The organism is Pseudomonas sp. Je.1.5.c (assembly GCF_051129895.1).
In the GTDB taxonomy this organism is placed as follows: Bacteria; Pseudomonadota; Gammaproteobacteria; order Pseudomonadales; family Pseudomonadaceae; genus Aquipseudomonas; species Aquipseudomonas urmiensis.
On record NZ_JBCPSP010000030.1, the window covers coordinates 1 to 23,755 of the forward strand.

The window sequence follows — 23,755 nt, forward strand, 5'->3', positions numbered from 1 at the left end:
AGGCGAATTCTACAGCGTTACAAGCTGCTGTCAACTACCTTTTTCACCGCTGCCGATCAGAAGATCGAAGCACCTCCAGTACTGCCTGAAACATCTAACTCGTTGATACTCAAGGAGTTTTCCGCTCCAACTACGCTGGAAGTGGGGCGCATTATAAGGGGATCTGAGAGGGCGTCAACCCTTAATTTCAATAAACCTCAATTAATGTTCAAAGTGCCGCTTGCGGTCCCTTGCAGCTATTGCGCACTATAGTGCTCAACCGCACGATCACCCATGGATCACCCCCTAGACATGAGCACTCAACCCCGCAGCCTGGCCACCACCCTATTCCCCATTGGCCTGCTATTAATAGCCATGGCGTCGATCCAGTCCGGCGCCTCCCTAGCCAAGAGCATGTTCCCCATGGTCGGCGCGCAAGGCACCACAACCCTGCGCCTGGTATTTGCCAGCATCATCATGCTGCTTCTATTGCGCCCCTGGCGGGCACGCATGAACAGCAGCACCTGGCGCAGCGTGATCATCTACGGCATGGCCTTGGGCGGAATGAACTTCCTCTTCTATATGTCGCTGCGCACGGTGCCGCTCGGCATTGCCGTCGCGCTGGAGTTTACCGGGCCCTTGGCGGTTGCGATTCTCGCCTCACGCCGGGCCATCGACTTTGTCTGGATCGCATTGGCCATCGTCGGCCTACTGCTGTTGATACCGGTCGGCCAAACCGGCAGCGCCATTGACCTGGTAGGCGCCGGCTACGCGCTTGGCGCCGGAGTGTGCTGGGCGTTGTATATCCTTTATGGACAGAAGGCCGGAGCCGAAAATGGTATTCAGACCGCAGCCCTGGGCGTAGTGATCGCGGCACTGTTCGTTGCCCCCATCGGCGTTGTGCACGCGGGCAGCGCTTTGCTCAGTCCGGCGTTGATTCCCCTGGCACTGGGCGTGGCTATCCTCTCGACCGCCCTGCCCTACAGCCTGGAAATGGTCGCCCTGACGCGGATGCCAGCGCGCACCTTCGGTACCTTGATGAGCATCGAGCCGGCATTCGGTGCACTGTCGGGCCTGCTGTTCCTGGGCGAGGTACTCAGCGTTGCCCAGTGGCTGGCCATCGCCGCCATCATCACCGCATCGGTTGGCGCCACGTTGTCGATGCGCAAGGAAACCACGCCGCCGGTAGCCGCCGACTGACATGAGAAATATTTCCATTTGAGACGGCGTTAGCGGTTGTACCCATCCGCCCGGCTGATTAAGCTGTCACCAAATCATAATATTTACGCTATCTACTGTGCCGAACACGGACGCTGGGGAAATTTCAGGAAGAAATCGACGCGATGACGACGGGGGCAGGCAATGTGGTCGCTCCTGCATTTAAGGACAGGAATGAAACGTATTTTGCTCATCCTGGCCATCTTGGCCATTGCTGGGTGTGCCGCTACCGCCAAAACCGAGGTGAAGCGGGGGAAAAAGGGACTGCATATCAATTGCTCCGGCCTCTCCTCCTCCTGGGAAAAGTGCAACAGCAAGGCAGCCACCTCTTGCGGCAGTCGAGGCTATAAAGTCATAGCCCGCTCCGGTGACACTGACGAAGAGCCCGGCGACTACTTGTTCGGGATCAACCCCGCCGGCTACACCAGCCGCAGCATGATCGTGATCTGCAAGTAGCAACGCAAAAGGGCAGCCGACGGGCTGCCCTTTTTATTGCACGCGCAAGCTGCTCAGATCGCTGCGGTGCGCGCCTGCAGCCAGGCCAGTGCCTCACCCTGCAATAGAGGGGTCAAGCGCTCACGTACCTCGGCGTGATAGCTGTTGAACCAACGCAGCTCCTCTTGGCTGAGCATCTCGGGCAGCAGGCAACGGCTATCGATTGGACACAGGGTCAAGGTTTCAAAGGCCAGGAAATCGCCAAAGGCGCTTTTGCCCACCTCGCGATTGACCACCAGGTTCTCGATCCGCACGCCCCACTCACCTGGCCGATAGGTTCCCGGCTCGATCGAGCTGATCATGCCCGCCTGCATCGCGGTTTGTGGCGTGGTCGCCGCCTGGTAGGCGATGACCTGCGGCCCCTCATGCACATTCATGAAATAGCCCACACCATGGCCGGTGCCATGACCATAGTCGACCTGGTCAGCCCAAATCGGCGCGCGGGCGATGGCATCGAGCAGCGGCGAGAGGATACCGCGCGGGAAGGTCGCCCGCGACAGCGCGATCATGCCCTTGAGCACCCGCGTGCAATCCTGGCGCTGCTCAATAGTCGGACTACCAATCGGCACCATCCGCGTAATGTCAGTGGTGCCCCCCAGATACTGGCCGCCCGAATCGATCAGCAGCAAGCCATCACCTTCGATCAGCGCATGCGATTGCTCGGTGGCGCGGTAGTGCGGCATCGCCCCATTGCCATTGAACGCAGCGATGGTGGAGAAACTCAGTGAGACAAAGTCTGGTCGCCGGGCACGGGCGGCGGTCAGGCGCTCATCGATAGTCAGTTCGGTAATGGGTTCCTTGCCCAGGGTCGCTTCGAACCAGGCGAAGAACTCGCAGAGTGCAGCACCATCCTGCTCCATGGCCTTGCGGATATGCACCAGGTCCTGCTCGCCCTTGCGAGACTTGCTCAAGGTCGTCGGGTTGACCCCTTCAAGCAATGACACCTGCGCATCGAGCTTATCCAGCAACCCGCAGGTAACTCGCGTCGGATCGACCAGCAGCCGGCTGCCTTTGCCGATAGCCGCCAACGCCGCCCCGATCTGCTCATAGCCCAGCACTTCAATGCCGTCGACCGACAACACCTGACGCAGATGCGGATCAATCTTCTCCAGCCCGACGAACAACGTCGCCTGCTCCTGGCTGATCAAGGCAAAGGAGACGAACACCGGATTGTAGGAAACATCGCTACCGCGCAGGTTGAACAACCAGGCAATGTCGTCAAGGGTGGCAATGAAGTGCCAGTGCGCGCCCTTATCCCGCATGGTCTGGCGCAGATCCGCCAGCTTCTGCGCGCGATTGACCGTGGCATGCGGTGGCAAGTGCTGATAGACAGGATTGCCAGGCAGCGCCGGGCGGCCCTCCCACACGTGCTCAAGCAGGTCCTTGTCGGTCTTGAGCTGCGCCCCTCGCGCTTGAAGGTTCTGCGCCAATTGGCGAGAAGCACTCAGCGCCAGCACCGCACCATCCACTGCCACGCAGCCTTGCTGCTTAATGTTTTCCCCTAGCCACTCCAACGCGCCAGGCCGGCCGGGCAGCATTTTCATCAGTTCGATACCACTGCCGGCGAGCTCGTTCTGCGCCTGCTCCCAATAGCGGCTGTCGACCCACAGCCCGGCGAAATCCGCCATTACTACCAGGGTCCCGACCGATCCATGAAAACCGGACAACCACTCGCGCCCTTGCCAATGGCCCGGCAGATATTCCGACAGATGCGGATCGGCAGAAGGCACCAGCAAGGCGTCCACCCCTTCCTTGGCCATGACCTCACGCAGGCGTGCGAGGCGCGCTGGCACGCTTTGCTGAATCGGGGACTGACTGTTCATGCGCACTCCTGCGATAACTTCTTCGACATTCAATGGCCTCGATAATGGAACAGCTGCCAGCTCGCCGCAATCGGCACGATGCCGTTATCCCCGCCACCGTCGATCAATCTTGCTGAACTTCGCCGCCGCTGCGGCTTCACATTTCATACACGCCCAGCGGACGAGATTGCACATGCCCTGTTCTCCACAACCGCACAGCGCCGTAGTACTGCTCGACACCCGCGAGCACACCCCTGAGCACGAGCACGCCACCCATCTGCAGCTGGCCGAGCACCTGGCCAAGCTGCTGGGCATAAACTGTACACAGCCTGATCAGCCACCAACCGCAGCTGATCGCTACTACTACCTCCCTACCGAAACCCTGATCGATCCGCAGCGCTACCGCGGTATGGGTATCAACAGCGAGCAGGACCTGTTCGGCGGCATGGTCAGCCATCCTTATATAGCTACCAAGGCGATCTCCCATCCGTTGCCCGCCAATGGCAGTTTTCCACCGGGCTGGACCGACGCCTTCGCCCAGCAGGCCAGTGATGCGCTGCTCAAGGGTTATACCGTGTTCAGCAAGGACGACGCCCGGCGTGCGGCGCAGCTGCTGCTACCTGAGGGGGCGGTGCGGATCAAGCCCGTGTTGGCAACCGCAGGTCGTGGCCAGCAAGTCATCGAACAGATCGATCAGCTGGAACCGTTACTGGCTGAAATGGATGACCAGACATTGAGCCTTTGCGGACTGGTCCTGGAGGAAAATCTCACTGATGTGCAAACCTTCAGCGTCGGCCAGGTGCGAGTGGCCGGCTTGACCTGCAGCTATCACGGCACCCAGCGCCTGACCCATGACCACCAAGGTATCGAGGTATACGGCGGATCGGATCTGCTGGTGGTACGGGGTGACTACCAGGCCCTGCTGCAATTGCCACTGGAAGACCCGGTTCGCTTGGCAGTCAATCAAGCCATGGCCTATGAACAAGCCGCTGAGCAGCACTTCCCAGGCTTTCTTGCCTCGCGGCGCAATTACGACATCGCGCGCGGGCTGGATCAGCACAACCATATGCGCAGCGGTGTGCTCGAACAATCCTGGCGACTAGGCGGCGCCAGCAGTGCCGAAGTACTGGCCTTGCGGGCGTTCGCCGATGACCCGACCCTGCAACGGGTGCAAGCCTCGAGTCACGAAGTGTTCGGCACCACGACGCTGCCCGCAGACGCCACTCTCTTCTATCAGGGGAACGACAGTGAACTCGGACAATTCAGCAAATACGCACGGATCCGCGAGCATGACCATTCAGAGTGAGACCGTCGAATTGCAGGTCCAAGGCGAAACCATCGCCGGAACCTTGGTCAGCCCTGGCAGCAAGATGCCAGGCATTCTGTTCGTCCACGGCTGGGGTGGCAGCCAGCAGCGCGACCTGGCCCGGGCGCGGCAGATCACCGGCTTAGGTTGCGTCTGCATGACCTTTGATCTGCGCGGCCATGAAAAAACCGAAAGCCAGCGCCTGACCGTCACCCGCGAGCAAAACCTGGATGACCTGTTGGCCGCCTATGATCGGCTGGTCAGCCATCCTGCAGTTGACCCTGGCGCAATTGCCATCATCGGCAGCAGTTACGGCGGCTACCTGGCGACCCTACTGACCTTGCAGCGCCCAGTGAAATGGCTGGCCATGCGCGTGCCGGCGCTGTACTGGGACGATGAGTTCAACATCCCCAAGCAGGCGCTCGACCGCCAGCGCCTGAATGCCTACCGCCAACGCAGCCTAGGCCCGGCCGACAACCGTGCCCTGGCCGCCTGCGCGGAGTTTGCCGGCGACGTGCTGTTGGTTGAGTCCGAGCAGGACGACTATGTCCCACACAGCACCTTGATGAGCTACCGCTCAGCGTTCGTCAGCGCCCACTCCCTGACCCATCGCACTGTCGATGGCGCCGACCATGCGTTGTCCAGTGAGGAAAGCCAGAAGGCCTACAGCGCGATCCTCGCTGCATGGATCAGCGAAATGGTCATCGGCGCGCGCCTGGACCGCTACCCGCATTACGCGCCCTGGTACGCCTGAGGCTCGCCAACCTCGCAGTGCAAGCCGCCATCGGCGCCGCGCACCAGACTGCGCAAGGTCTGATAAGCCGCGAAATTCACCCCCTTGGCCTGATGCTGGCAGAGCAGGTCAAGGAACGGCTCCTCGACAAAGCACGCGCTTGCCGCAGCCCATTCATAACGCGATTGCCATTGCAGGTATTGCAGCACGCGGCTGCCATCGTCGCTGGCCTGGATGCTCACACCCAGCAAGCCTTCGCAGCGCGAGGCCAGCTGCTCACTGCGCAGCACCAACGCTTGAGCCAGTGCGGCCTGACGCGCCGCTGGCACTTCGTATTCGATCATCTGGGTGAACCACAGGGCATTAGGGTTTGCCGTCATGGGCTGTCTCCTTGTAGCGGATACTTGCAGCAATGATGGCCGGCAGGGTAAAACCTCCAGTTAACTCAAGGTCAAGGACTATTTTCATGCCGAGCAAATCGCCCAACAGCGAAGAACGCCTGCTCAGCGTCGGCCAGCTCGCCAGTCGCAGCGGGGTAGCGGTCACCGCCCTGCACTTCTACGAAACCAAAGGCTTGATCCACAGCACTCGTAATGCGGGCAATCAGCGCCGCTATCCACGGGCGATGCTGCGCCGGGTTGCGGTGATCAAAATGGCCCAGCGCTTGGGCATCCCGCTGGCCGACATCGCCCAGGCCTTGGCCAGCCTGCCACAAGACCACACCCCCAGCGCCGAAGACTGGCAGCGACTGTCCGCACGCTGGCGCCAAGACCTGGACCAGCGCATCGAAGCGCTGACCCTGCTGCGCGACCAGCTCGATGGCTGCATTGGTTGCGGCTGCATGTCACTCAAGGAGTGCCCGCTGCGCAATCACCATGATCGTATGGCCGAGGAAGGCCCCGGTCCTCACCTGCCCGTGGCAAACGACTACGCTTGACTGACATTCGCCAAGACCCCACAGGAGGCAGCAATGAGCAACCAGGCTTTAATCATCATCGATATCCAGAACGATTACTTCGCAGGGGGCAAATGGACCTTGGAAGGCGCCGACGCGGCAGCTGACAATGCCGCCCGGCTGCTGGCCGCCGCCCGCGAGCGCGGTGACCTGGTGGTGCATGTACGTCATGAGTTCGAATCTGCCGACGCACCGTTTTTCACTCCCGCATCCGAAGGGGCGCAGATACATCACAAAGTGACCCCGCTCGAAGGCGAGCCGGTGGTGCTCAAGCACCAGGTAAATGCTTTTCGCGATACCAACCTCAAGGCCGTGTTGGATCAACGTGGTATCGACAAACTGACCATTGTCGGCAGCATGAGCCACATGTGTATCGACGCCGCCACCCGCGCTGCGGCTGATTTCGGCTACCAAGTCTCAGTCGCCCACGATGCCTGCGCCACCCTGCCCCTGGACTTCACCGACCAGCAAGTGCCTGCGGCGCAGGTCCACGCAGCGGCGATGGCCGCCTTGGCATTTGCCTATGCCGAGGTCGAAAGTACCGACAAGCTGCTGGACAGCTACCAACGCTAAACCTCAGATCACCACATTGCGCACGAAGCGCACAGGTACGTCACCTTCGTTGCGGTAGGCATAGGTGCAGTCGCTGGGAAAGACATGGAAGTCACCCGCGCCAAGCACGTGGACCTGCCCTTCGATGATCAAGGTCAGACGGCCCTCGGCGACGTAGATCTGCTCGCTCCAGCCCTGGGCGTCGGCTTCGCTGGCGTAGCATTCGCCTGGGGCCAAGGTCCATTCCCACAGTTCGACCTCGCGCCGGGCGGGGCTGGTGCCGAGCAACACGGCTTTGCTACCGGCACGCTCGCCGGCCCAGGCCAACTCGTCGATTCGGCTTGGGTCGCGCTTGTCCGGCGCCTGGATCAAAGTGCTGAAGGCCACCCCAAGGGCTTCGGCGATCAGATCCAAGGTGGTCAGGCTGACGTTCTTTTCACCCGCCTCGATAGCCACCAGCATCCGCCGACTGACCCCGGAACGCTCAGCCAAGGCGGCCTGGCTCAAGCTAGCAGCAGCGCGCAGTTGACGAACATTCTGACTGACATGCTGTAACACCGAGGCTCGGTGCGCAGAATTTTTGTGCACTATATTGCTCACTCATCTAGGTTGCGCAGTATACTGCCCACTTTGCGGCGATTGTGCGCCGCCTCCGCCGAGTGTGCAAGACCATGAGCCAAGCCCCCAGCAGCCCACACACCTGCGTTTCCTTGCGCCTGAGTAAAGCCGAGTTGGTGCTGGTGTTCATCACCATGCTGTGGGGCGGCACCTTCCTGATCGTGCACAACGTCATGACCGTCAGCGGGCCGATGTTCTTCGTCGGCCTGCGTTTTGCTGCGGCCGCCTTGTTCGTTGGGCTGGTGTCGGCGCGCGCACTGTCAGGGCTGACCTTCACCGAGCTCAAGGCCGGGGGGCTGATCGGGGTGACGATCATGCTCGGCTACGGTTTGCAGACCATGGGCCTGCAGACCATCAGCAGCAGTCAATCGGCGTTCATCACGGCCCTTTACGTGCCGTTCGTGCCGCTGCTCCAATGGCTGGTGCTGGGCCGTCGCCCTGGACTGATGCCAAGCATTGGTATCTGCCTGGCGTTTGTGGGGCTGATGCTGCTCGCCGGCCCCACCGGTGGCAGCCTGCACTTCAGCGAAGGCGAACTGGTAACGCTGGTCAGCGCGGTAGCGATTGCCGGTGAAATCATCCTGATCAGTCGATACGCCGGCCAAGTCGACGTGCGCCGGGTCACCGTGGTGCAACTGGCTACCGCCTCGGCCTTGTCGTTCCTGATGATCGTGCCGACCCAAGAACAACTGCCGGACTTCTCCTGGCTGTTGCTGACCAGCGCGCTTGGGCTGGGCTTGATGAGTGCGATCATCCAGGTGGCGATGAACTGGGCACAGAAATCGGTTTCGCCCACCCGGGCAACCCTGATCTACGCAGGTGAGCCGGTCTGGGCCGGGATAGTCGGACGCCTTGCCGGCGAGCGGCTCCCGGGCGTAGCGTTGCTCGGCGGCCTGCTGATCGTGGTCGCGGTTATCGTCAGTGAGCTAAAAATACGCCGCACGCGCGACCCAGTGCAGCAGCAAGCCGAAGACCTGCATCAAGCCCAAGGCGAACGCGAAACAGGACAATAAAGCGGCAAACAGCAGCTATGCTTTGAAAAAAACTGTTATAAAAAAACAGCGTGTCACACCCCTTTTGTATGATTCTGCGACAGCTTGCGTGTTGGTGATCACCTTCCCGGCACGTATTATCCTTGGAAACTTCTCCAGATTAGGTCGCTATGTCATTGATAGTGCTATTGCTTCTGCCGTTCCTGGGCAGTTGCCTGGCAGCCGTCCTGCCGCACAACGCGCGAAATGCCGAGTCCATTCTCGCCGGGCTTGTGGCGTTGGTCGGCACCGTCCAGGTGGCACTGATGTACCCGCAAATTGCCGACGGCGGGGTGATTCGCGAAGAATTTCTCTGGTTGCCTAGCCTGGGCTTGAACCTGGTGCTGCGCATGGACGGCTTTGCCTGGCTGTTCTCGCTGCTGGTACTGGGCATCGGCACGCTGGTGTCACTGTACGCCCGTTACTACATGTCGCCGCAAGATCCGGTGCCGCGTTTCTTCGCGTTTTTCCTGGCCTTCATGGGCGCAATGCTCGGCCTGGTGATCTCTGGCAATCTAATCCAGCTGGTGTTCTTCTGGGAGCTGACCAGCCTGTTCTCGTTCTTGCTGATCGGCTACTGGCACCACCGCGCCGACGCCCGCCGCGGCGCCTACATGGCGTTGATGGTCACCGGCGCGGGCGGGCTGTGCCTGTTGGTAGGGGCCCTGCTGCTTGGCCATGTGGTCGGCAGCTATGACCTGGACAAGGTCCTCGCCTCCGGCGAGGCGGTACGGCAGCACGCCCTGTATCCGGTGTTGCTGCCGCTGATCCTGATTGGCGCGCTGAGCAAAAGTGCGCAGTTCCCCTTCCAGTTCTGGCTGCCACATGCCATGGCAGCACCCACCCCGGTATCGGCCTATCTGCACTCGGCCACCATGGTCAAGGCGGGGGTATTCCTATTGGCCCGGCTGTGGCCAACCCTGGCGGGTAGCGAAGAATGGTTCTGGATCGTCGGCGGCGCTGGGGCGATCACCCTGCTGCTGGGCGCCTTTGCCGCGATGTTTCAGAACGACCTCAAAGGCTTGCTGGCCTACTCGACCATCAGTCACTTGGGCCTGATTACCCTGCTATTGGGTTTGAACAGCCCACTGGCCGCAGTCGCCGCCGTGTTCCATATCCTCAACCACGCCACCTTCAAGGCGTCGCTGTTCATGGCGGCCGGGATCATCGACCACGAAAGCGGCACCCGTGACATTCGTCGCCTCAGCGGGCTGATCCGGCTGGTGCCGTACACCGCCACCCTGGCCATGGTCGCCAGCGCCTCGATGGCAGGCGTACCGCTGATGAACGGCTTCCTTTCCAAGGAAATGTTCTTCGCCGAAACCGTGTTCATCAGTTCCACCGCCTGGGTCGAGGCCGCCCTGCCTGTGATCGCCACCCTGGCTGGCACCTTCAGCGTCGCCTATGCGCTGCGCTTCACCGTCGATGTGTTTTTCGGCCCAACTGCCCAAGACCTGCCGCATACTCCGCACGAACCCCCGCGCTGGATGCGCGCGCCGGTCGAACTGCTGGTGCTGACCTGCCTGGTGGTGGGCATCTTTCCCGCTCAATCGGTTGGTCCGCTGCTCGCTGCGGCAGCGTTGCCAGTGGTCGGCGGTACCTTGCCGGAATACAGCCTGGCGATCTGGCATGGCTGGAATGCACCGCTGATCATGAGCCTGATCGCCATGTGCGGCGGTGTGGTGCTCTACCTGCTGCTGCGCAAGCAACTGCGTCGGGGCCGCTTCCCTTATCCGCCGCTGATCGAGCGCTTCAATGGCAAGCGCCTGTTCGAGCACGGTTTGGTGCGCCTGATGTTGCTGGCGCGCCGCGTTGAAGGGGTACTCACCACCCGCCGCCTGCAAAAACAACTGTTCATGCTGGTCCTGGCGGCGTTTATCGCCGGCCTCATGCCAGTGCTGTATACCGGCCTGACCTGGGGTGATCGACCGAAAATCCCAGGTTCCGGAGTGTTCGTCGCGCTTTGGCTGATTGCCATTGCCTGCGCCATCGGCGCCGCCTGGCAAGCCAAGTACCACCGTCTGGCTGCGCTGATCATGGTCAGCGTCTGCGGCCTGATGACTTGCATCACCTTTGTCTGGTTCTCCGCGCCTGACCTGGCCCTGACCCAACTGGCAGTAGAAGTGGTCACCACCGTGCTGATCCTGCTTGGCCTGCGCTGGCTACCGCGCCGGATCGAAGGAGTGTCGCCGCTTCCTGGCAGCCAGGAGCGCGCGCGCCTGCGGCGCCTGCGCGACTTGCTGCTGGCGGTACTGGTCGGTGGTGGCATGGCGCTGCTGTCCTACGCCATGCTGACCCGGCCAACGCCCAACGACATTTCCTCGTTCTACCTCAGCCGCGCCCTGCCGCAAGGCGGCGGTACCAATGTGGTCAATGTGATGCTGGTGGACTTCCGCGGTTTCGACACCCTCGGCGAGATCACCGTCCTGGTCGCCGTGGCCTTGACCGTCTTTGCCCTGCTGCGTCGCTTCCGCCCGCCGAAAGAGAGCATGCAGTTGCCTGCCCAGCAACGCCAATTGGCGCCGGACGTGGTCACCGACCTGATCAACCCGCGGCACGCCACCGATACCGCTCTGGGCTTCATGATGGTCCCGGCTGCGCTGGTGCGCCTGCTGCTGCCAATCGCCCTGCTGGTGTCGATGTACCTGTTCATGCGCGGTCACAACCAACCGGGAGGCGGCTTCGTCGCCGGCTTGGTGATGTCGGTGGCGTTCATCCTGCAGTACATGGTCGCCGGCACCCAATGGGTCGAGGCGCAGATGAGCCTGCGACCGCTGCGCTGGATGGGCACCGGCCTGCTTTGCGCGACCCTGACCGGTGCCGGCGCGATGCTGCTGGGCTACCCGTTCCTGACCACCCATACCGCCCACCTGCACCTGCCTTTGCTGGGTGATGTTCACGTGGCCAGCGCGCTGTTCTTCGACATCGGCGTATACACCGTGGTGGTGGGCTCGACCCTGCTGATCCTGACCGCGCTGGCGCACCAATCGGTCCGCGCCTATCGCCCCAGCAGCCCGCAGAGAACCAACCCACAGCAATCCAGCCAAGCAGGAGCCGCCTGATGGAAGAAGTCATAGCAGTAGCCATCGGTGTCCTGGCCGCCTCCGGCGTCTGGCTGATCCTGCGTCCACGGACCTACCAGGTGATCATGGGCCTGTGCCTGCTCTCCTATGGGGTCAACCTGTTCATCTTCAGCATGGGCAGCCTGTTCATCGGTAAGGAGCCGATCATCAAGGATGGCGTACCGCAAGACCTGCTCAACTACACCGACCCGCTGCCCCAGGCACTGGTGCTCACCGCGATCGTCATCAGCTTTGCCATGACTGCACTGTTCCTGGTAGTGCTGCTGGCCTCGCGCGGCCTGACCGGCACCGACCACGTCGATGGCCGGGAGCGTGACGAATGAGCTGGATGAATCAACTGATCATCGCGCCGATCCTGCTACCGCTGGTGACTGCCTCGCTAATGCTGTTGCTCGGTGAGAAACGTCGGCGCCTCAAGGGCCATCTGAACCTGCTGTCGAGCATCATTGGCCTGGCGATTGCCATCACCCTGCTCACCTGGGTGCGCACTCAAGGTCAGGCCGAGTCGATTGGCGTGTACCTGCCCGGCAACTGGCCGGCGCCCTTTGGCATCGTACTGGTAGTCGATCACCTCTCGGCGCTGATGCTGACCCTCACCGGTATCGTCGGAGTCAGTGCGCTGCTGTTCGCCCGCGCCCGTTGGGATGGCGCCGGGGCCAGCTTCCATGCGCTGTTCCAGATCCAGCTGATGGGCTTGTATGGGGCCTTCTTGACCGCCGACCTGTTCAACCTGTTCGTGTTCTTCGAAGTGTTGCTGGCGGCCTCTTACGGCTTGCTGCTGCACGGCTCGGGGCGCGCACGGGTCAAGGCAGGGCTGCATTACATCGCGATCAACCTGTTCGCTTCCTCGCTGTTTCTGGTCGGCGCAGCCATGCTGTATGGGGTCACCGGCACGCTAAACATGGCCGACCTGGCGTTGAAGATCCCCCTGGTACCGGAGGCTGACCGGGGCCTGCTGCATGCGGGCGCGGCGATCCTGGCGATGGCGTTCCTGGCCAAGGCCGGTATCTGGCCGCTGAACTTCTGGCTGGTGCCCGCTTATGCCTCGGCCAGCGCGCCGGTGGCGGCGCTGTTCGCAATCATGACCAAGGTTGGCCTGTACGCAGTGCTGCGACTATGGACGTTGCTGTTTTCCGGCCAGGCCGGTGCTTCGGCGCATTTTGGTGGGCAATGGCTGATCTACGGCGGCCTGGCGACCCTGGCAGTGGCGGCAGTGTGCATTCTCGCTGCCCAGCGCCTGGAGCGCATGGCAGCACTGAGCATTCTGGTTTCGGCCGGCACGCTGATGGCCGCAGTGGGCTTTGGCCAGCCGATCCTCACCGGCAGCGCGCTGTTCTACCTGGTCAGCTCGACCCTGGCACTGTGCGCGCTGTTCTTGCTGGCCGAGCTGGTCGAACGTTCGCGCTCGGCCAATGAAGCACCGCTGGATGATGACGAAGGCATGCCTTCGCCGTTGGAGTCACTGCACCCGCCCAAGGGCATCAACCTGGACGACGAGCAGAAGGCGGTGATCGGCCAGATCATCCCCTGGACCATGGCCTTCCTGGGCTTGAGTTTCATTGCCTGCGCCTTGCTGATCATTGGCATGCCGCCGCTGTCTGGCTTTATTGGCAAACTGGGCCTGATCAGCGCGCTGTTCAATCCGCTCGGCCTGGGCACCGCCCCCGAGCAGCCGTTGTCCGCCGCCGGCTGGACGCTGGTAACGCTGTTGATCTTGTCGGGCATGGCCTCGCTGATCGCCTTCGGCCGTGTCGGTATCCAGCGCTTCTGGAAGCCTGAAGAGCGCCCTTCGCCACTGCTGCGACGCTATGAGTGCCTGCCGATCGTGATCCTGCTCGGCTTGTGCATCATCTTGAGCTTCAGGGCCGAGCCACTGCTGCGTTACACCCAGGATACCGCCGCGAGCCTGCAAGCGCCTGATGCCTATATCGAAGCGGTGATGGCTACCCGGCCGGTCCCAGGCCCCACCACCTTTGACGTACAGGTGCAGCCATGAGCCGAGTCTTTCCCGCACCGCTGCTGTCCGTTGCACTGTTCGTTCTGTGGCTGCTGCTGAACCTGTCACTGAGCCCTGGCAATCTGCTACTGGGCGCTCTGCTGGGCATTCTCGCGCCGATCCTGATGGCGCCGTTGCGCCCTCAGCACGCACACGTGCGCAGGCCGTGGGTGATCGCCAAGCTGATCGGCCGCGTTGGCCTGGATGTGATCATTTCGAACCTGCTGGTAGCGCGTAGCGTGCTGCGTGCCGGCAGCCGTCCGCCACGCTCGGCGTTCGTCCACATTCCCTTGGCCTTGCGCGATGCCCACGGCCTGGCGGCCTTATCGATGATCACCACGGTGGTCCCCGGTACCGTTTGGTCGGAGCTGGCGCTGGACCGCAGTGTCCTGCTGCTGCATGTGTTCGACCTGGACGACGAAGCGGACTTCATCGAACACTTCAAGCACACCTATGAACGCCCGCTGATGGAGATTTTCGAATGACAGGCCTGCTCGCCAACGCCATTCTCGCCAGCCTGTTCATCTTCGCCATCGCCATGGCCCTGGCGCTGGTCAGGCTGTTTCGCGGCCCGTCCGCCCAGGACCGGGTGCTGGCGCTGGACTACCTGTACATCCTGGCCATGCTGATGATGCTGGTACTGGGCATTCGCTACGCCAGTGATACCTATTTCGAGGGCGCACTACTAATCGCCCTGTTCGGCTTCGTCGGCTCTTTCGCCCTGGCCAAATTTCTCTTGCGCGGTGAGGTGATCGAATGACCGAAGCCCTTGAACTGCCATTGTGGCTGGAGCTGGTCACTGCCGCCCTGCTGCTGACCGCCAGCCTGTTCGCCCTGATCGGTGCCCTGGGGCTGGTGCGCATGAAAGACTACTTCCAACGCATGCACCCGCCCGCGCTGGCTTCGACCATCGGCGCCTGGTGCGTCAGCCTGGCGTCGATCGTGTATTTTTCATGGGTCAAGCAAGGGCCGGTGCTGCATGCCTGGCTGATTCCAATCTTGCTGTCGATCACCGTGCCGGTGACCACACTGCTGCTCGCCAGAGCGGCCTTGTTTCGCAAGCGCATGTCGGGGGAATCGGTGCCAGAAGAAGTCAGCAGCGGCCGCGATCGCGGCAACTGAACCGGCCTCAGCTACGCACCCACTAGCCTGGATCCTGGCTCAGCCTCTCTAGCTCACGTCGCACCATCGCGGCATACGGCGCGGGGTTGAGCCGGTACAGCTCACCCGCCACCCAGCCTAACCAGGCACCGCCCAGCTCATCTTTGCGCGCCAACAGTTGCTCGGCTTGCGCCGTAGCGCGGGCTTGATGCTGAGTGTGAAACTGCGCCCGTCCAGCAGGCGGGCCTTCAGTGCTCACTCGCTAGCCTTGAACGTGGTGAGTTCGCCCTTGCGCCATTTGGCAACTTTGCCGGTTACCGCTTTGAGCATCTTGCCCAGGCCTTCCTGCACTTGCTGCTGTGCGGCGAACACCAGCATTACCCCGTGACCGTTGCGGAACACGATGCCATCACCTTCCGGGACCGAGACAAAGGCATAGTCGCCCTGGCCATAGACATTGAGCTTGATTTCACGAAAACGCAGTTCCAGCTTGCCACCCTCACGACTGGGCAATACTGCCGCGCGAAAGTGATCACCAACCTTGAGTTCCAGGCGTGGCTTGTCATCGACCACCAGAGCGCTTTCAGTGTCGATCTCAGCCATGTACAGGCCTTCAGGACTTTGCTCGGTGACATAGACAAACCGCCCTTGGAACAGCTTGACCAACTTGGCCCGCAAATCACCCAAGGCAAACAATGCGTGGGTATCGAGTGTACTGACTGCCAATGAAGAGTTCCTCAAACCGGTTACATGCGCACCCCTTCGGAACCCCGGAGCGGCGCGGTCATTTCTAAACGATGCTTAAAAGATTATTAAAACCATGCACGATGGGTCTGTGAACATTGGCGATACGTCGCGCAGGAATTATTACTCCAGCTCGCCAGCCAAAGCGTCACAACCTGATAACGGCAGTTTTCCCCATTAGGGAAGCGTAATGTCTGACAACAGCAATGCCAGAAAAGATGCAATAGATAACAGCAGGCCCCCACAGAATGGGCCTCAGCATTCATCAGCGCATTACAAGGGACGAAATATGCACGAAAACACCGAAATCCGTCGAGAGGTGAAAGAAATTTCTTACCTCTATCGGGACAAAAAAGAGCCGCGTTTCGTGGTAATCCCGGCCGGTATCGCCTTCTTTCATGTTACCGAAAGCTCAACTGGGCGAGTCAAGGGCTTCAGGCGGCGTCACCAGGATGCCTGTGAACTGGCTCGCCATCTTGAACGATGAGGCAACCCTCAGGCTGCCTGCCCCTTGGCTAGCTGAGCCATCCAGACGGCCTGACACTCGAGCGCTTCGCCGCGGCTGGCGAACGCCGTACCACGCCGCTCGCCATTGACCAACACCACCCAACACACCCTACGCCCCATGGCCTTGAAGGTAGCAGGCACCCCGGAGCCTATCATTACGGCAACATCGACTCGGCTATGCATAATCCCCTCCGGAATTTAATTAGCAACCTAACGATATAGCTATGATACGCCCGCTCGGGGCTGAATAAAAGCACTCGCCCGTACTGCTGTTTTGCGCCAACAGCAATAAACCCAGGGTTCAATCGAGCCCAGGCTCGGGTCGATAACCCAGGCGCAAACCACCCCAGTGCCGGCCTTTGACGAATACCGGTACCGACAGATCGTGCATCAGCTCAGCAGTATCGCGGCTGTAGGTCTGCAACAGCAGGCGCTGCTGATGACTGCCGCAGCGTATGCCAGTGCGGTCATCGAACAGCCGTTTGCTGCGATTGTGCGCGGTGTCATGGGCCTCATCACCGGTGAGCGGCAGGCTGAACGCCGCATTGTGGGTGGGCACGTAACCTTCTGGGGTGCAGGCGATGGCATAGACCATGCCCTCGTGTTGGGTCAGCAGCGGCTCCTGGATGCCTGGCAGCACACTGTCGGTGTACTGATCAAAACGCGTGTTGAAACGCGGTGGGCGCATGCCGGGGATAGGCTGATAGCGGCGATCGAACAAATCATCCAGGCTGATGAGACCTTGCTCGATATCCTGCTCGAAGCGCTCGCCAATCGCCTGTGCCCCCCGCATAGCCAAGTCGAAAATGCGCTGGTGATAGTCATCCAGACCGACTTCGGCCAGGCGTTCGCTGAGCGCTTCGGCCTGGCTCTCCATCTGCACCGCTGCCTGGGCCAGGCACTGGGTCTGCTGGTCACTGAGTTCAAGGTCGGCGCGCACCTGCCCCACCGCTTGAAACAAGTTGTCCAGTTGCACTTGGTTGACTGCGGTACCCTCGGCGATCTCACCCACTTGGTGCTCCACGCTGGCGGCAAGCTGGGCAATCTGAGTCAGCTGCTCGCCAGTATCTTCGACCTGCTCCAGGCCGCTACTCAGATCGCCGGCCAAGTTGCGGATCTGCTCGACCACCTGGGCGGTACGCGCCTGAATATCGGCCACCATCTCTCCCACTTCGCCGGTAGCTGCCGCAGTACGCCCCGCCAGCCCCCGCACCTCGTCGGCGACGACCGCGAAGCCACGCCCATGCTCACCCGCACGGGCGGCCTCGATGGCGGCGTTGAGCGCCAGCAAGTTGGTCTGGCTGGCGATGGCCTGAATCACCAGGGTGACCCGGGCGATGTCCTCGCTGCGCTGATGCAACGCTTCGATCAACTCGCGGCTGGCGGTTGCGCGAGTGCTGAGCTGATGCATGCGCTGGATCGAGTCGGCCAGTACCTCGCGACCCGCAGCGCTGCTGACATGCGCAGTACGTGCGGCGTCCAGGGCTTGCTGGCTGAGCTGGGCGGTGGCCTTCTCGGTACCGATCATGATCTGCGCACTGTCGACGATTCGCGAGGCGGCGCCCAACTGCGACTGCAAGCGCGTGGCCAGCTGCTGTACCGAAAACGCCATGGCAGCGGCGGACAGCGCGTTATGCGTGGTATTGCGCGCCAAGCTCTGGGTCAGATCGTGGGGCATGGGTAATGGCTGCTCGGCGACGTCGGCAGCCGCTGGCTTACGGCGCCAGAGCGGGATCCACAGCACCAACAACGCCAAGGGTAACGCCAGATAGAACGGCAGTTGAGCAAAGGCCATCGCGGCCAGCACAACGCCCAGCGCCAGGCCTTGCAACAGGGCGACGGTGACAGGGATTCGGCCAGGTGTCGGCTGGAGTGATTGGCTGGCGGGCAGAGATCCTTCTCGCATCATCTTCGTGGTCATCCGTGTGTCGTTATTATGCGGCCATTAAACGCCACTATTAGGCCATTATCTATGGCTCTTTAGGAGGTAAGGGGCTAGGGGTTGACGCAGGACAAGCTTATGGATGGCTCAGGATATAGCGCTGCGCTGAAGATGGCTCCGCTAGCGCGGCGCTTCGCGGGCAAGCCCGCTCCTACAGGGCCCGCGTGGTTTGGTGAGTCAGCGCAGTGCCTGTGGGAGCGGGCTTGCCCGCGAAGGGGCCGGCAGCGGGGACGTAAAGACCATGGACGGGCAAGAAAACGCAAAAAGCCCCAGGGATCGCTCCGTGGGGCCATGCGACAAACGCTGGATCAGATCTGGCGCTGGTGGCGGCCGATCTGCTCGTGGCGCTCTTGGGCTTCGATGCAGTACTTGGTGGTCGGGCTGATCAGCAAGCGCTGCAGGCCAATTGGCTCGCCGCTGTCTTCGCACCAGCCAAAGCTGTCGTCACCAATACGGCCCAGGGCCATCTCCAGCTGCGGCAGCAGGCGCTGGTCGCGCTCGATGCCGTTGACCAGCCAGTGACGCTCTTCCTCGACCGATGCCACGTCAGCTGGGTCCGAAGGGGTATCCAGGCTTTCAATGGTAATGCGGCTCTGCTCGATGCGCTCGTGGGTATCTACCTTCATCGCTTGCAGCAGCTGGGTGAAGAACTCCAGCTGTTCAGCGTTCATGTAGTCATCGGCCGACATGGCCAGCAACTGTTCCTTGGTCATCGATTTCTCTATGAAAAAATGTGCATTTGGGCGATTCAAATGTCGCCCACGCCAGTGCGAGGGCAACGGAATTCTTCAAGCGCCAACCGGCACTCTTTTACAGGGGGCGGCAGTCTAAGGCGACACGTCGCACGGGGCAACAGGGATTAGCCTGCAATTGTCCGAAATGACGCGGAATCCGCCCATCGGCCAGATATCTCCTACCTATGCCAGGCCCTACCCTAACAATTGGCTCAAGACCGCACGCAATTTGCCCGGTTTGACCGGTTTGTTCAGCAGAGGTGCCTTGAGCCGCTGCATGGCGCGCCGACTTTGCTCGCTGCGATCGGCGGTGATCATCACTGCCGGGATGGCGCAGGCGAAGTGCGACCTCAAGTCGCGGACCACATCGCAGCCGGTCAGGCCATGGTCGAGGTGAAAGTCCGCCAGCACCAGTTCTGGGGGGCGATCCTGCAACACCTGCAACGATTCGTCCAGATCTCCCGCAGTAACCACCTCGCATCCCCATTGGGCAAGCAGCGCAGCCATGCTCTGGCGGATGCTCAACTCATTGTCCAGTACCAGCAGGCGTCGCCCAGGCAGCGGGTCGCCGACACGGGCCTGAGGCAGGGACAGGCTGCCCTGGGCGGGCTGCTCATTGGATAACGGCACTTCAATACTGAACACCGAGCCGCGCCCCGGCCAAGACCGGACATCGATGCGGCAATCCAGGATCCGCGCAATGCGCTCGACGATCGCCAAGCCCAAACCCACGCCTTTGCGGTCGACAGCGCGGCCGACATCGAGCTGGTTGAATTCCAGGAAGATCGATTGCAGCCGATCCGCAGCAATACCCCGGCCACTGTCCCAAACCTCGATGCGCAGCCGCTCACCGCGCTGGCGCCAGCCCATCAGCACCCGACCGTGCTCGGTGTAACGACAGGCATTGCTCAAGAAATTACGCAGGATGCGCGTCAGCAGACGCATATCGGTACGCACCACACGCTGGCCACCCCGCACCCGCAAAGCCAGCCCTGCAGCCTCGGCCACCGACTGGAATTCCGAATCCAGGGGCAGCAGCAGATCGTCCAGGCGGTAGTAGTCCAGGTCAGGCTTGATCGCCGCCTGATCCAGGCGGGAGATGTCGAGCAGGTCGGTGAGCAGGTCTTCGGCGCCTTCCAGCGCCTGGTGCGCCCGCTCGACCAGCAATCCTTCTGCCTGGGCCAAGGGCCGCTCGCGCAGGGTCGAGATCAGCAGCCGGGCAGCATTGAGCGGTTGCAGCAGGTCATGACTGGCGGCGGCCAGGTACTTGTCCTTGCTCAGGTTGGCCGCTTGCGCAGCGTCACGTGCCTCGATCAGTTCGTTGGTGCGTTCGGCGACCCGCAGCTCAAGCTGGTCGTTGAGTTGCTGCAAATGGGCCTGGGCCTGCTTGCGCTCGGTGATATCTGCGACAAACCCTTCTACTACGCCCACCTCATCCGGACGCAGCAGCAGGTTCATCAACACATCGATGCTGCTGCCGTCACGCCGGCGCAAGCGGGTCTCATAGCCCAGCAGGGCATGCTCGCGCTGCAGCACCTGGACAATCTCCTGCAGCTCATCAGTGCCACGGTCGAATAACAAGCTGGCCAGGTCGCTGCGCGAGAACAGCAACGCCTGCGGCTGATCGAAGCCGAGCATGCGCGCCAAGGCAGGGTTAGCCGCCCGCATGCCTTGCTCCAAGCTGGCCTGGAAGATCCCATGTACCGCGTGCTCGAACAGCCACTTGTAGCGATTGCGCTCTGCCTCCAACTCCTCCAGGCGCACCGCCAGTTCCGGATAATGGCTCTTGCGCACGGTGTGGTTGGACAACCCCAGCAGCCCAGCCAGGGCATCGGCGCTGGGCTCAGAGGGCCTCGCCATACACCACCTCGACATCACGCAGGCTGGAGTTCCTCGGGTTGGTGAGGATGCACGGGTCATCCATGGCGTGACGCGACAAAAACGGGATATCGCTGCTACCCACCCCGTGCAAGCCAAGCGTTTCATGGAAACCCACCGCATGCTTGAGGGCGATCAGATGCTCGACCAAGCGCTTGCGTACCTGCTCATGGTTCAGGCCACGGCAATCGATACCCAAGGTTTGGGCGATCACCTTGAAGCGATCTGGCGCGGCGCTGTAGTTGAACGCCACCACATGCTCGACCAGCACCGCATTGCACAGCCCATGCGGCAGATCGAGAAAGCCGCCCAGGCTATGCGACATTGCATGCACCGCACCGAGGATGGCATTGGAAAACGCCAGGCCCGCCTGCATGCTGCCCAGCATGACTTTTTCGCGCAGGGCGATATCGTTGGGGCTGGCGATCATCTGCACCAGGTTGCCATTGATCAGGCGCATCGCCTCCAGTGCATGCGGGTCGGTCAGCGGCCCGTGGCCGGTAGAGACGAACGCCTCGATGGCATGCACCAGGGCATCGATGCCGGTGCAGGCAGACAGGAACGGATCCATGCTCAAGGTGGTTTCGGGGTCGATCAACGACACATCCGGCACCACTGCCTTGCTGACGATGGAAAACTTCATCCGCTGTTGCTGGTTGGAAATGATCACGAACTGCGAAACATCGGCAGAGGTGCCCGCCGTGGTGGGGATCAGGATCAGCGGCGGGCTCGGCACGCGAATGGTGTCGACCCCTTCGAACTCAAGAATGTGCCGGCCGTGGGCGACTACGATGCCAATACCCTTGGCGCAGTCCATCGGGCTACCGCCGCCGACGGCGACGATCACATCGCACTGTTCGCTGCGGTAACGCTCGGCGCCGGCCATCACCTCTTCGACCCGCGGATTGGGCGAGACGTCGGTGTACAGGCAGTAGTCGATGCCCTGCCCTTGCAGACTGGCTTCGATATCGGCCACCCATCCGGCAGCCACCACACCCGGGTCGCTGACCAGCAGCACCTTGCGCGCACCGAACGTGCGGGCGTAGTTGGCGACATGGTGCCTGCAACCGGCACCAAAGATGATTTCGGGGGAAACGAACTTGCGCAACTGGCTCAGATTAGGGCTCATGCAACGCCTATTGTTCTTGTCGTAGTGTTCCTGAGCCTAAAGCATCCAGCAGGGTTTGTAATCCAGGTGAGCGCCGGCCGCCGCACACAGCGACCGGCGCCTGGAGGATCAACGGTTGGCGAAGTACATGGTCACTTCGAAACCGATACGCAGATCAGTGAACGCGGGCTTTTTCCACATAGGTTCATCCTCTTCTGGCACCACGAGATTGCGGTGCGTTTATTGATACACCGTTTCCGGTGCACTGCCATTGCTACTTTAGGACCGGTTACTACCCATACCGATCAAAAGAAGCCCAGGGGATTGATGTCGTAACTGACCAGTAGGTTCTTGGTCTGCTGGTAGTGGTCGAGCATCATCTTGTGGGTTTCACGGCCTACGCCGGATTTCTTGTAGCCGCCGAAAGCGGCGTGGGCCGGATACAGATGGTAGCAGTTGGTCCACACTCGGCCAGCCTTGATCCCCCGCCCCATGCGATAGGCGCGATTGATGTCGCGGGTCCACACCCCGGCCCCGAGGCCAAACTCGGTATCGTTGGCAATCGCCAGCGCCTCGGTCTCATCCTTGAAGGTGGTGATGCTGACCACCGGCCCGAAGATTTCCTCCTGGAACACGCGCATCTGGTTATTGCCCTTGAGCAGGGTCGGCTGGATGTAATAACCGCTGGCAAGCTCACCCTCAAGTCGCTCGGCCTGGCCGCCAGTCAGCAGCTCAGCGCCCTCCTGCTCGGCAATTTCAAGGTAGGAGAGAATCTTGTCGAACTGCTGCTCGGAGGCCTGGGCGCCGACCATGGTCGCGGTGTCCAGCGGGTTGCCGCGCTTGATCTGTTTGATCTTTTCCAGCACCACCTGGATGAATTGCGGGTAGATCGACTCCTGCACCAGCGCCCGCGACGGACAAGTACACACCTCGCCCTGGTTGAAGAACGCCAGCACCAGCCCTTCGGCGGCCTTGTCGATAAAGGCAGGTTCGGCTTGCAGGATGTCCTCGAAGAAGATGTTCGGCGACTTGCCGCCCAGCTCCACCGTGGAAGGAATGATGTTTTCGGCTGCGCATTTCATGATGTGCGAGCCTACCGGGGTGGAGCCGGTAAAGGCGATCTTGGCGATGCGTTTGCTGGTGGCCAGCGCCTCGCCCGCTTCACGGCCCAAACCATGGACGATGTTGAATACGCCGGCAGGCAGCAGATCGCCGACCAGTTCGGCCAGCAGGGTGATCGATTGCGGGGTCTGCTCGGCCGGTTTGAGCACCACGCAGTTACCCGCAGCCAAGGCCGGCGCGAGCTTCCAGGCGGCCATCAGCAGTGGGAAGTTCCACGGAATGATTTGCCCAACCACCCCCAACGGTTCGTGGAAGTGATAAGCCACAGTGCCGTCATTGATCTCGGCAGCGCCGCCTTCCTGGGCGCGGATGCAGCCGGCGAAGTAACGAAAGTGATCCGCCGCCAGCGGCACATCGGCATTGAGCGTCTCGCGGATGGCCTTGCCGTTGTCCCAGGTTTCGGTGATCGCCAGCTTCTCAAGGTTGGCCTCGATGCGATCGGCGATCTTCAGCAAGATCAGCGAGCGCTCCTGCACCGAGGTTCGGCCCCAGGCATCGGCAGCGGCGTGTGCGGCATCCAGTGCACGCTCGATATCAGCGGCGCCGGAACGGGGGAACTCGGCGATCGGCTGGCCATTGACCGGTGATGAATTGGTGAAGTATTCACCGGCAACCGGCGCAACGAACTCACCGCCGATGTAGTTGCCATAGCGCAATCTGAACTGAACGAGGGCACCGGGGGTGCCGGGTGCGGCGTAGATCATGGGAAGAGCCTCGGCTGGACTGGGCCTGTCGCGCTGACAGGCGGTGTCTGGATTCTAGGGACGCCGGCCGCGCCGACGAATCAGCCGATGGGCGCACTTGACTGGTTCCTTGGTATCAACCGGTTAACACCCATCAACCCAAGCTCA

General features: G+C 61.5%; 27 protein-coding genes. 15 read left to right on the forward strand and 12 right to left on the reverse strand.

Annotated features, from left to right (window positions below; all coding sequences use genetic code 11):
* From AAZU54_RS19490 to AAZU54_RS19500, 3 genes are all read left to right on the forward strand, one after another.
* Positions 1 to 252 (forward strand): hypothetical protein (locus AAZU54_RS19490; protein ID WP_434727532.1); only part of this gene is annotated, 252 nt, incomplete at its 5' end.
* Between the two features lie 39 nt (positions 253 to 291).
* A complete protein-coding gene (rhtA, locus tag AAZU54_RS19495; RefSeq protein WP_186555785.1) occupies positions 292 to 1,179 on the forward strand; it encodes a threonine/homoserine exporter RhtA in 888 nt (295 codons plus the stop codon).
* Positions 1,180 to 1,371: 192 nt separating this feature from the next.
* Positions 1,372 to 1,653: a hypothetical protein gene (locus tag AAZU54_RS19500; RefSeq protein ID WP_186555784.1), complete on the forward strand. Its 282-nt coding sequence runs from the start codon at positions 1,372 to 1,374 to the stop codon at positions 1,651 to 1,653.
* A gap of 53 nt (positions 1,654 to 1,706) precedes the next feature.
* On the opposite strand, the gene AAZU54_RS19505 is transcribed toward AAZU54_RS19500, so the two are convergent.
* Positions 1,707 to 3,515, reverse strand: coding sequence for an aminopeptidase P family protein (locus AAZU54_RS19505; RefSeq protein WP_186555783.1), 1,809 nt, complete (start codon positions 3,513 to 3,515; stop codon positions 1,707 to 1,709).
* 172 nt (positions 3,516 to 3,687) lie between these two features.
* On the opposite strand from AAZU54_RS19505, the gene AAZU54_RS19510 reads away from it, so the two are divergent.
* Positions 3,688 to 4,800 (forward strand): DUF3182 family protein, encoded by a 1,113-nt coding sequence (locus AAZU54_RS19510; RefSeq protein WP_434727533.1) that lies wholly within the window; start codon positions 3,688 to 3,690, stop codon positions 4,798 to 4,800.
* The gene (locus AAZU54_RS19515) at positions 4,784 to 5,554 is read left to right on the forward strand and encodes an alpha/beta hydrolase family protein (RefSeq protein ID WP_434727534.1); all 771 of its coding nucleotides are present in this window, start codon (positions 4,784 to 4,786) and stop codon (positions 5,552 to 5,554) included. Before AAZU54_RS19510 ends, AAZU54_RS19515 begins: the two co-directional genes overlap by 17 nt.
* Here the strand turns inward: AAZU54_RS19515 and AAZU54_RS19520 are convergent.
* Positions 5,533 to 5,913 carry an antibiotic biosynthesis monooxygenase gene (locus AAZU54_RS19520; RefSeq protein WP_186555780.1) on the reverse strand — a complete coding sequence of 127 codons (381 nt, stop codon included), beginning with the start codon at positions 5,911 to 5,913 and terminating at the stop codon, positions 5,533 to 5,535. The two genes, AAZU54_RS19515 and AAZU54_RS19520, sit on opposite strands and share 22 nt — an antisense overlap.
* An 86-nt stretch (positions 5,914 to 5,999) precedes the next feature.
* Between AAZU54_RS19520 and soxR the strand changes: the two genes are divergently transcribed.
* Both soxR and AAZU54_RS19530 read left to right on the forward strand, forming a co-directional pair.
* Positions 6,000 to 6,470 carry a redox-sensitive transcriptional activator SoxR gene (gene soxR / locus AAZU54_RS19525; RefSeq protein ID WP_186555779.1) on the forward strand — a complete coding sequence of 157 codons (471 nt, stop codon included), beginning with the start codon at positions 6,000 to 6,002 and terminating at the stop codon, positions 6,468 to 6,470.
* 33 nt (positions 6,471 to 6,503) lie between these two features.
* A complete protein-coding gene (locus AAZU54_RS19530; protein WP_186555778.1) occupies positions 6,504 to 7,061 on the forward strand; it encodes a cysteine hydrolase family protein in 558 nt (185 codons plus the stop codon).
* A 3-nt stretch (positions 7,062 to 7,064) separates the two neighbouring features.
* On the opposite strand, the gene AAZU54_RS19535 is transcribed toward AAZU54_RS19530, so the two are convergent.
* Positions 7,065 to 7,628: a helix-turn-helix domain-containing protein gene (locus AAZU54_RS19535; protein WP_434727535.1), complete on the reverse strand. Its 564-nt coding sequence runs from the start codon at positions 7,626 to 7,628 to the stop codon at positions 7,065 to 7,067.
* 83 nt (positions 7,629 to 7,711) lie between these two features.
* Between AAZU54_RS19535 and AAZU54_RS19540 the strand changes: the two genes are divergently transcribed.
* The 7 genes from AAZU54_RS19540 to AAZU54_RS19570 all read left to right on the forward strand — a co-directional run bounded on the left by AAZU54_RS19540 (position 7,712) and on the right by AAZU54_RS19570 (position 14,890).
* On the forward strand, positions 7,712 to 8,671 hold the full coding sequence (locus tag AAZU54_RS19540) for a DMT family transporter (RefSeq protein WP_434727536.1): 960 nt from the start codon (positions 7,712 to 7,714) through the stop codon (positions 8,669 to 8,671).
* Positions 8,672 to 8,820: 149 nt separating this feature from the next.
* A complete protein-coding gene (locus AAZU54_RS19545) occupies positions 8,821 to 11,751 on the forward strand; it encodes a monovalent cation/H+ antiporter subunit A (protein ID WP_186555775.1) in 2,931 nt (976 codons plus the stop codon).
* Positions 11,751 to 12,095, forward strand: coding sequence for a Na+/H+ antiporter subunit C (locus AAZU54_RS19550; protein WP_186555774.1), 345 nt, complete (start codon positions 11,751 to 11,753; stop codon positions 12,093 to 12,095). Before AAZU54_RS19545 ends, AAZU54_RS19550 begins: the two co-directional genes overlap by 1 nt.
* Complete coding sequence (locus tag AAZU54_RS19555; RefSeq protein WP_405129258.1) at positions 12,092 to 13,768, forward strand: monovalent cation/H+ antiporter subunit D; 1,677 nt, start codon at positions 12,092 to 12,094, stop codon at positions 13,766 to 13,768. Before AAZU54_RS19550 ends, AAZU54_RS19555 begins: the two co-directional genes overlap by 4 nt.
* Entirely contained in the window at positions 13,765 to 14,253 is a 489-nt protein-coding gene (locus tag AAZU54_RS19560) for a Na+/H+ antiporter subunit E (RefSeq protein WP_186555772.1), read from the forward strand. The genes AAZU54_RS19555 and AAZU54_RS19560 overlap by 4 nt, the downstream gene beginning before the upstream one ends.
* Positions 14,250 to 14,528 (forward strand): K+/H+ antiporter subunit F, encoded by a 279-nt coding sequence (locus AAZU54_RS19565; protein ID WP_186555771.1) that lies wholly within the window; start codon positions 14,250 to 14,252, stop codon positions 14,526 to 14,528. Before AAZU54_RS19560 ends, AAZU54_RS19565 begins: the two co-directional genes overlap by 4 nt.
* A complete protein-coding gene (locus tag AAZU54_RS19570; protein ID WP_186555770.1) occupies positions 14,525 to 14,890 on the forward strand; it encodes a Na+/H+ antiporter subunit G in 366 nt (121 codons plus the stop codon). Before AAZU54_RS19565 ends, AAZU54_RS19570 begins: the two co-directional genes overlap by 4 nt.
* Positions 14,891 to 14,912: 22 nt before the next feature.
* On the opposite strand, the gene AAZU54_RS19575 is transcribed toward AAZU54_RS19570, so the two are convergent.
* Together AAZU54_RS19575 and AAZU54_RS19580 are read right to left on the reverse strand one after the other, a co-directional pair.
* Positions 14,913 to 15,128, reverse strand: a complete 216-nt coding sequence (locus AAZU54_RS19575; RefSeq protein ID WP_312155140.1) for a hypothetical protein — start codon at positions 15,126 to 15,128, stop codon at positions 14,913 to 14,915.
* Positions 15,125 to 15,595: a hypothetical protein gene (locus tag AAZU54_RS19580; protein ID WP_186555768.1), complete on the reverse strand. Its 471-nt coding sequence runs from the start codon at positions 15,593 to 15,595 to the stop codon at positions 15,125 to 15,127. The genes AAZU54_RS19575 and AAZU54_RS19580 overlap by 4 nt, the downstream gene beginning before the upstream one ends.
* Positions 15,596 to 15,803: 208 nt before the next feature.
* Between AAZU54_RS19580 and AAZU54_RS19585 the strand changes: the two genes are divergently transcribed.
* On the forward strand, positions 15,804 to 16,100 hold the full coding sequence (locus AAZU54_RS19585) for a hypothetical protein (RefSeq protein ID WP_186555793.1): 297 nt from the start codon (positions 15,804 to 15,806) through the stop codon (positions 16,098 to 16,100).
* Positions 16,101 to 16,108: 8 nt separating this feature from the next.
* On the opposite strand, the gene AAZU54_RS19590 is transcribed toward AAZU54_RS19585, so the two are convergent.
* The 7 genes from AAZU54_RS19590 to exaC form a co-directional block, all read right to left on the reverse strand.
* Positions 16,109 to 16,303 carry a hypothetical protein gene (locus AAZU54_RS19590; RefSeq protein WP_434727537.1) on the reverse strand — a complete coding sequence of 65 codons (195 nt, stop codon included), beginning with the start codon at positions 16,301 to 16,303 and terminating at the stop codon, positions 16,109 to 16,111.
* Between the two features lie 118 nt (positions 16,304 to 16,421).
* A complete protein-coding gene (locus tag AAZU54_RS19595; RefSeq protein WP_434727538.1) occupies positions 16,422 to 18,041 on the reverse strand; it encodes a methyl-accepting chemotaxis protein in 1,620 nt (539 codons plus the stop codon).
* Positions 18,042 to 18,370: 329 nt separating this feature from the next.
* Complete coding sequence (locus tag AAZU54_RS19600) at positions 18,371 to 18,775, reverse strand: TraR/DksA family transcriptional regulator (RefSeq protein WP_186555765.1); 405 nt, start codon at positions 18,773 to 18,775, stop codon at positions 18,371 to 18,373.
* Positions 18,776 to 18,991: 216 nt separating this feature from the next.
* Positions 18,992 to 20,656 carry a hybrid sensor histidine kinase/response regulator gene (locus tag AAZU54_RS19605; protein ID WP_186555764.1) on the reverse strand — a complete coding sequence of 555 codons (1,665 nt, stop codon included), beginning with the start codon at positions 20,654 to 20,656 and terminating at the stop codon, positions 18,992 to 18,994.
* Positions 20,640 to 21,803 (reverse strand): alcohol dehydrogenase-like regulatory protein ErcA, encoded by a 1,164-nt coding sequence (gene ercA, locus AAZU54_RS19610; RefSeq protein ID WP_405129260.1) that lies wholly within the window; start codon positions 21,801 to 21,803, stop codon positions 20,640 to 20,642. The genes AAZU54_RS19605 and ercA overlap by 17 nt, the downstream gene beginning before the upstream one ends.
* 108 nt (positions 21,804 to 21,911) lie before the next feature.
* Positions 21,912 to 21,983, reverse strand: coding sequence for a pyrroloquinoline quinone precursor peptide PqqA (gene pqqA / locus AAZU54_RS19615; protein WP_009394664.1), 72 nt, complete (start codon positions 21,981 to 21,983; stop codon positions 21,912 to 21,914).
* 104 nt (positions 21,984 to 22,087) lie between these two features.
* Positions 22,088 to 23,608: an acetaldehyde dehydrogenase ExaC gene (gene exaC / locus AAZU54_RS19620; protein WP_434727539.1), complete on the reverse strand. Its 1,521-nt coding sequence runs from the start codon at positions 23,606 to 23,608 to the stop codon at positions 22,088 to 22,090.
* Between the last annotated feature and the right edge of the window lie 147 nt (positions 23,609 to 23,755).

Coding starts and splice junctions, on each gene's coding strand:
- AAZU54_RS19510 (WP_434727533.1), top strand. CDS start 3,688: ATGCCCTGTTCTCCACAACCGCACAGCGCCGTAGTACTGCTCGACACC.
- AAZU54_RS19540 (WP_434727536.1), top strand. CDS start 7,712: ATGAGCCAAGCCCCCAGCAGCCCACACACCTGCGTTTCCTTGCGCCTG.
- exaC (WP_434727539.1), bottom strand. CDS start 23,608: ATGATCTACGCCGCACCCGGCACCCCCGGTGCCCTCGTTCAGTTCAGA.
- AAZU54_RS19585 (WP_186555793.1), top strand. CDS start 15,804: ATGTCTGACAACAGCAATGCCAGAAAAGATGCAATAGATAACAGCAGG.
- soxR (WP_186555779.1), top strand. CDS start 6,000: ATGCCGAGCAAATCGCCCAACAGCGAAGAACGCCTGCTCAGCGTCGGC.
- AAZU54_RS19545 (WP_186555775.1), top strand. CDS start 8,821: ATGTCATTGATAGTGCTATTGCTTCTGCCGTTCCTGGGCAGTTGCCTG.
- AAZU54_RS19555 (WP_405129258.1), top strand. CDS start 12,092: ATGAGCTGGATGAATCAACTGATCATCGCGCCGATCCTGCTACCGCTG.
- AAZU54_RS19565 (WP_186555771.1), top strand. CDS start 14,250: ATGACAGGCCTGCTCGCCAACGCCATTCTCGCCAGCCTGTTCATCTTC.
- AAZU54_RS19605 (WP_186555764.1), bottom strand. CDS start 20,656: ATGGCGAGGCCCTCTGAGCCCAGCGCCGATGCCCTGGCTGGGCTGCTG.
- AAZU54_RS19570 (WP_186555770.1), top strand. CDS start 14,525: ATGACCGAAGCCCTTGAACTGCCATTGTGGCTGGAGCTGGTCACTGCC.
- AAZU54_RS19505 (WP_186555783.1), bottom strand. CDS start 3,515: ATGAACAGTCAGTCCCCGATTCAGCAAAGCGTGCCAGCGCGCCTCGCA.
- AAZU54_RS19520 (WP_186555780.1), bottom strand. CDS start 5,913: ATGACGGCAAACCCTAATGCCCTGTGGTTCACCCAGATGATCGAATAC.
- AAZU54_RS19515 (WP_434727534.1), top strand. CDS start 4,784: ATGACCATTCAGAGTGAGACCGTCGAATTGCAGGTCCAAGGCGAAACC.
- AAZU54_RS19590 (WP_434727537.1), bottom strand. CDS start 16,303: ATGCATAGCCGAGTCGATGTTGCCGTAATGATAGGCTCCGGGGTGCCT.
- AAZU54_RS19600 (WP_186555765.1), bottom strand. CDS start 18,775: ATGACCAAGGAACAGTTGCTGGCCATGTCGGCCGATGACTACATGAAC.
- AAZU54_RS19550 (WP_186555774.1), top strand. CDS start 11,751: ATGGAAGAAGTCATAGCAGTAGCCATCGGTGTCCTGGCCGCCTCCGGC.
- rhtA (WP_186555785.1), top strand. CDS start 292: ATGAGCACTCAACCCCGCAGCCTGGCCACCACCCTATTCCCCATTGGC.
- AAZU54_RS19530 (WP_186555778.1), top strand. CDS start 6,504: ATGAGCAACCAGGCTTTAATCATCATCGATATCCAGAACGATTACTTC.
- AAZU54_RS19500 (WP_186555784.1), top strand. CDS start 1,372: ATGAAACGTATTTTGCTCATCCTGGCCATCTTGGCCATTGCTGGGTGT.
- AAZU54_RS19595 (WP_434727538.1), bottom strand. CDS start 18,041: ATGACCACGAAGATGATGCGAGAAGGATCTCTGCCCGCCAGCCAATCA.
- ercA (WP_405129260.1), bottom strand. CDS start 21,803: ATGAGCCCTAATCTGAGCCAGTTGCGCAAGTTCGTTTCCCCCGAAATC.
- AAZU54_RS19560 (WP_186555772.1), top strand. CDS start 13,765: ATGAGCCGAGTCTTTCCCGCACCGCTGCTGTCCGTTGCACTGTTCGTT.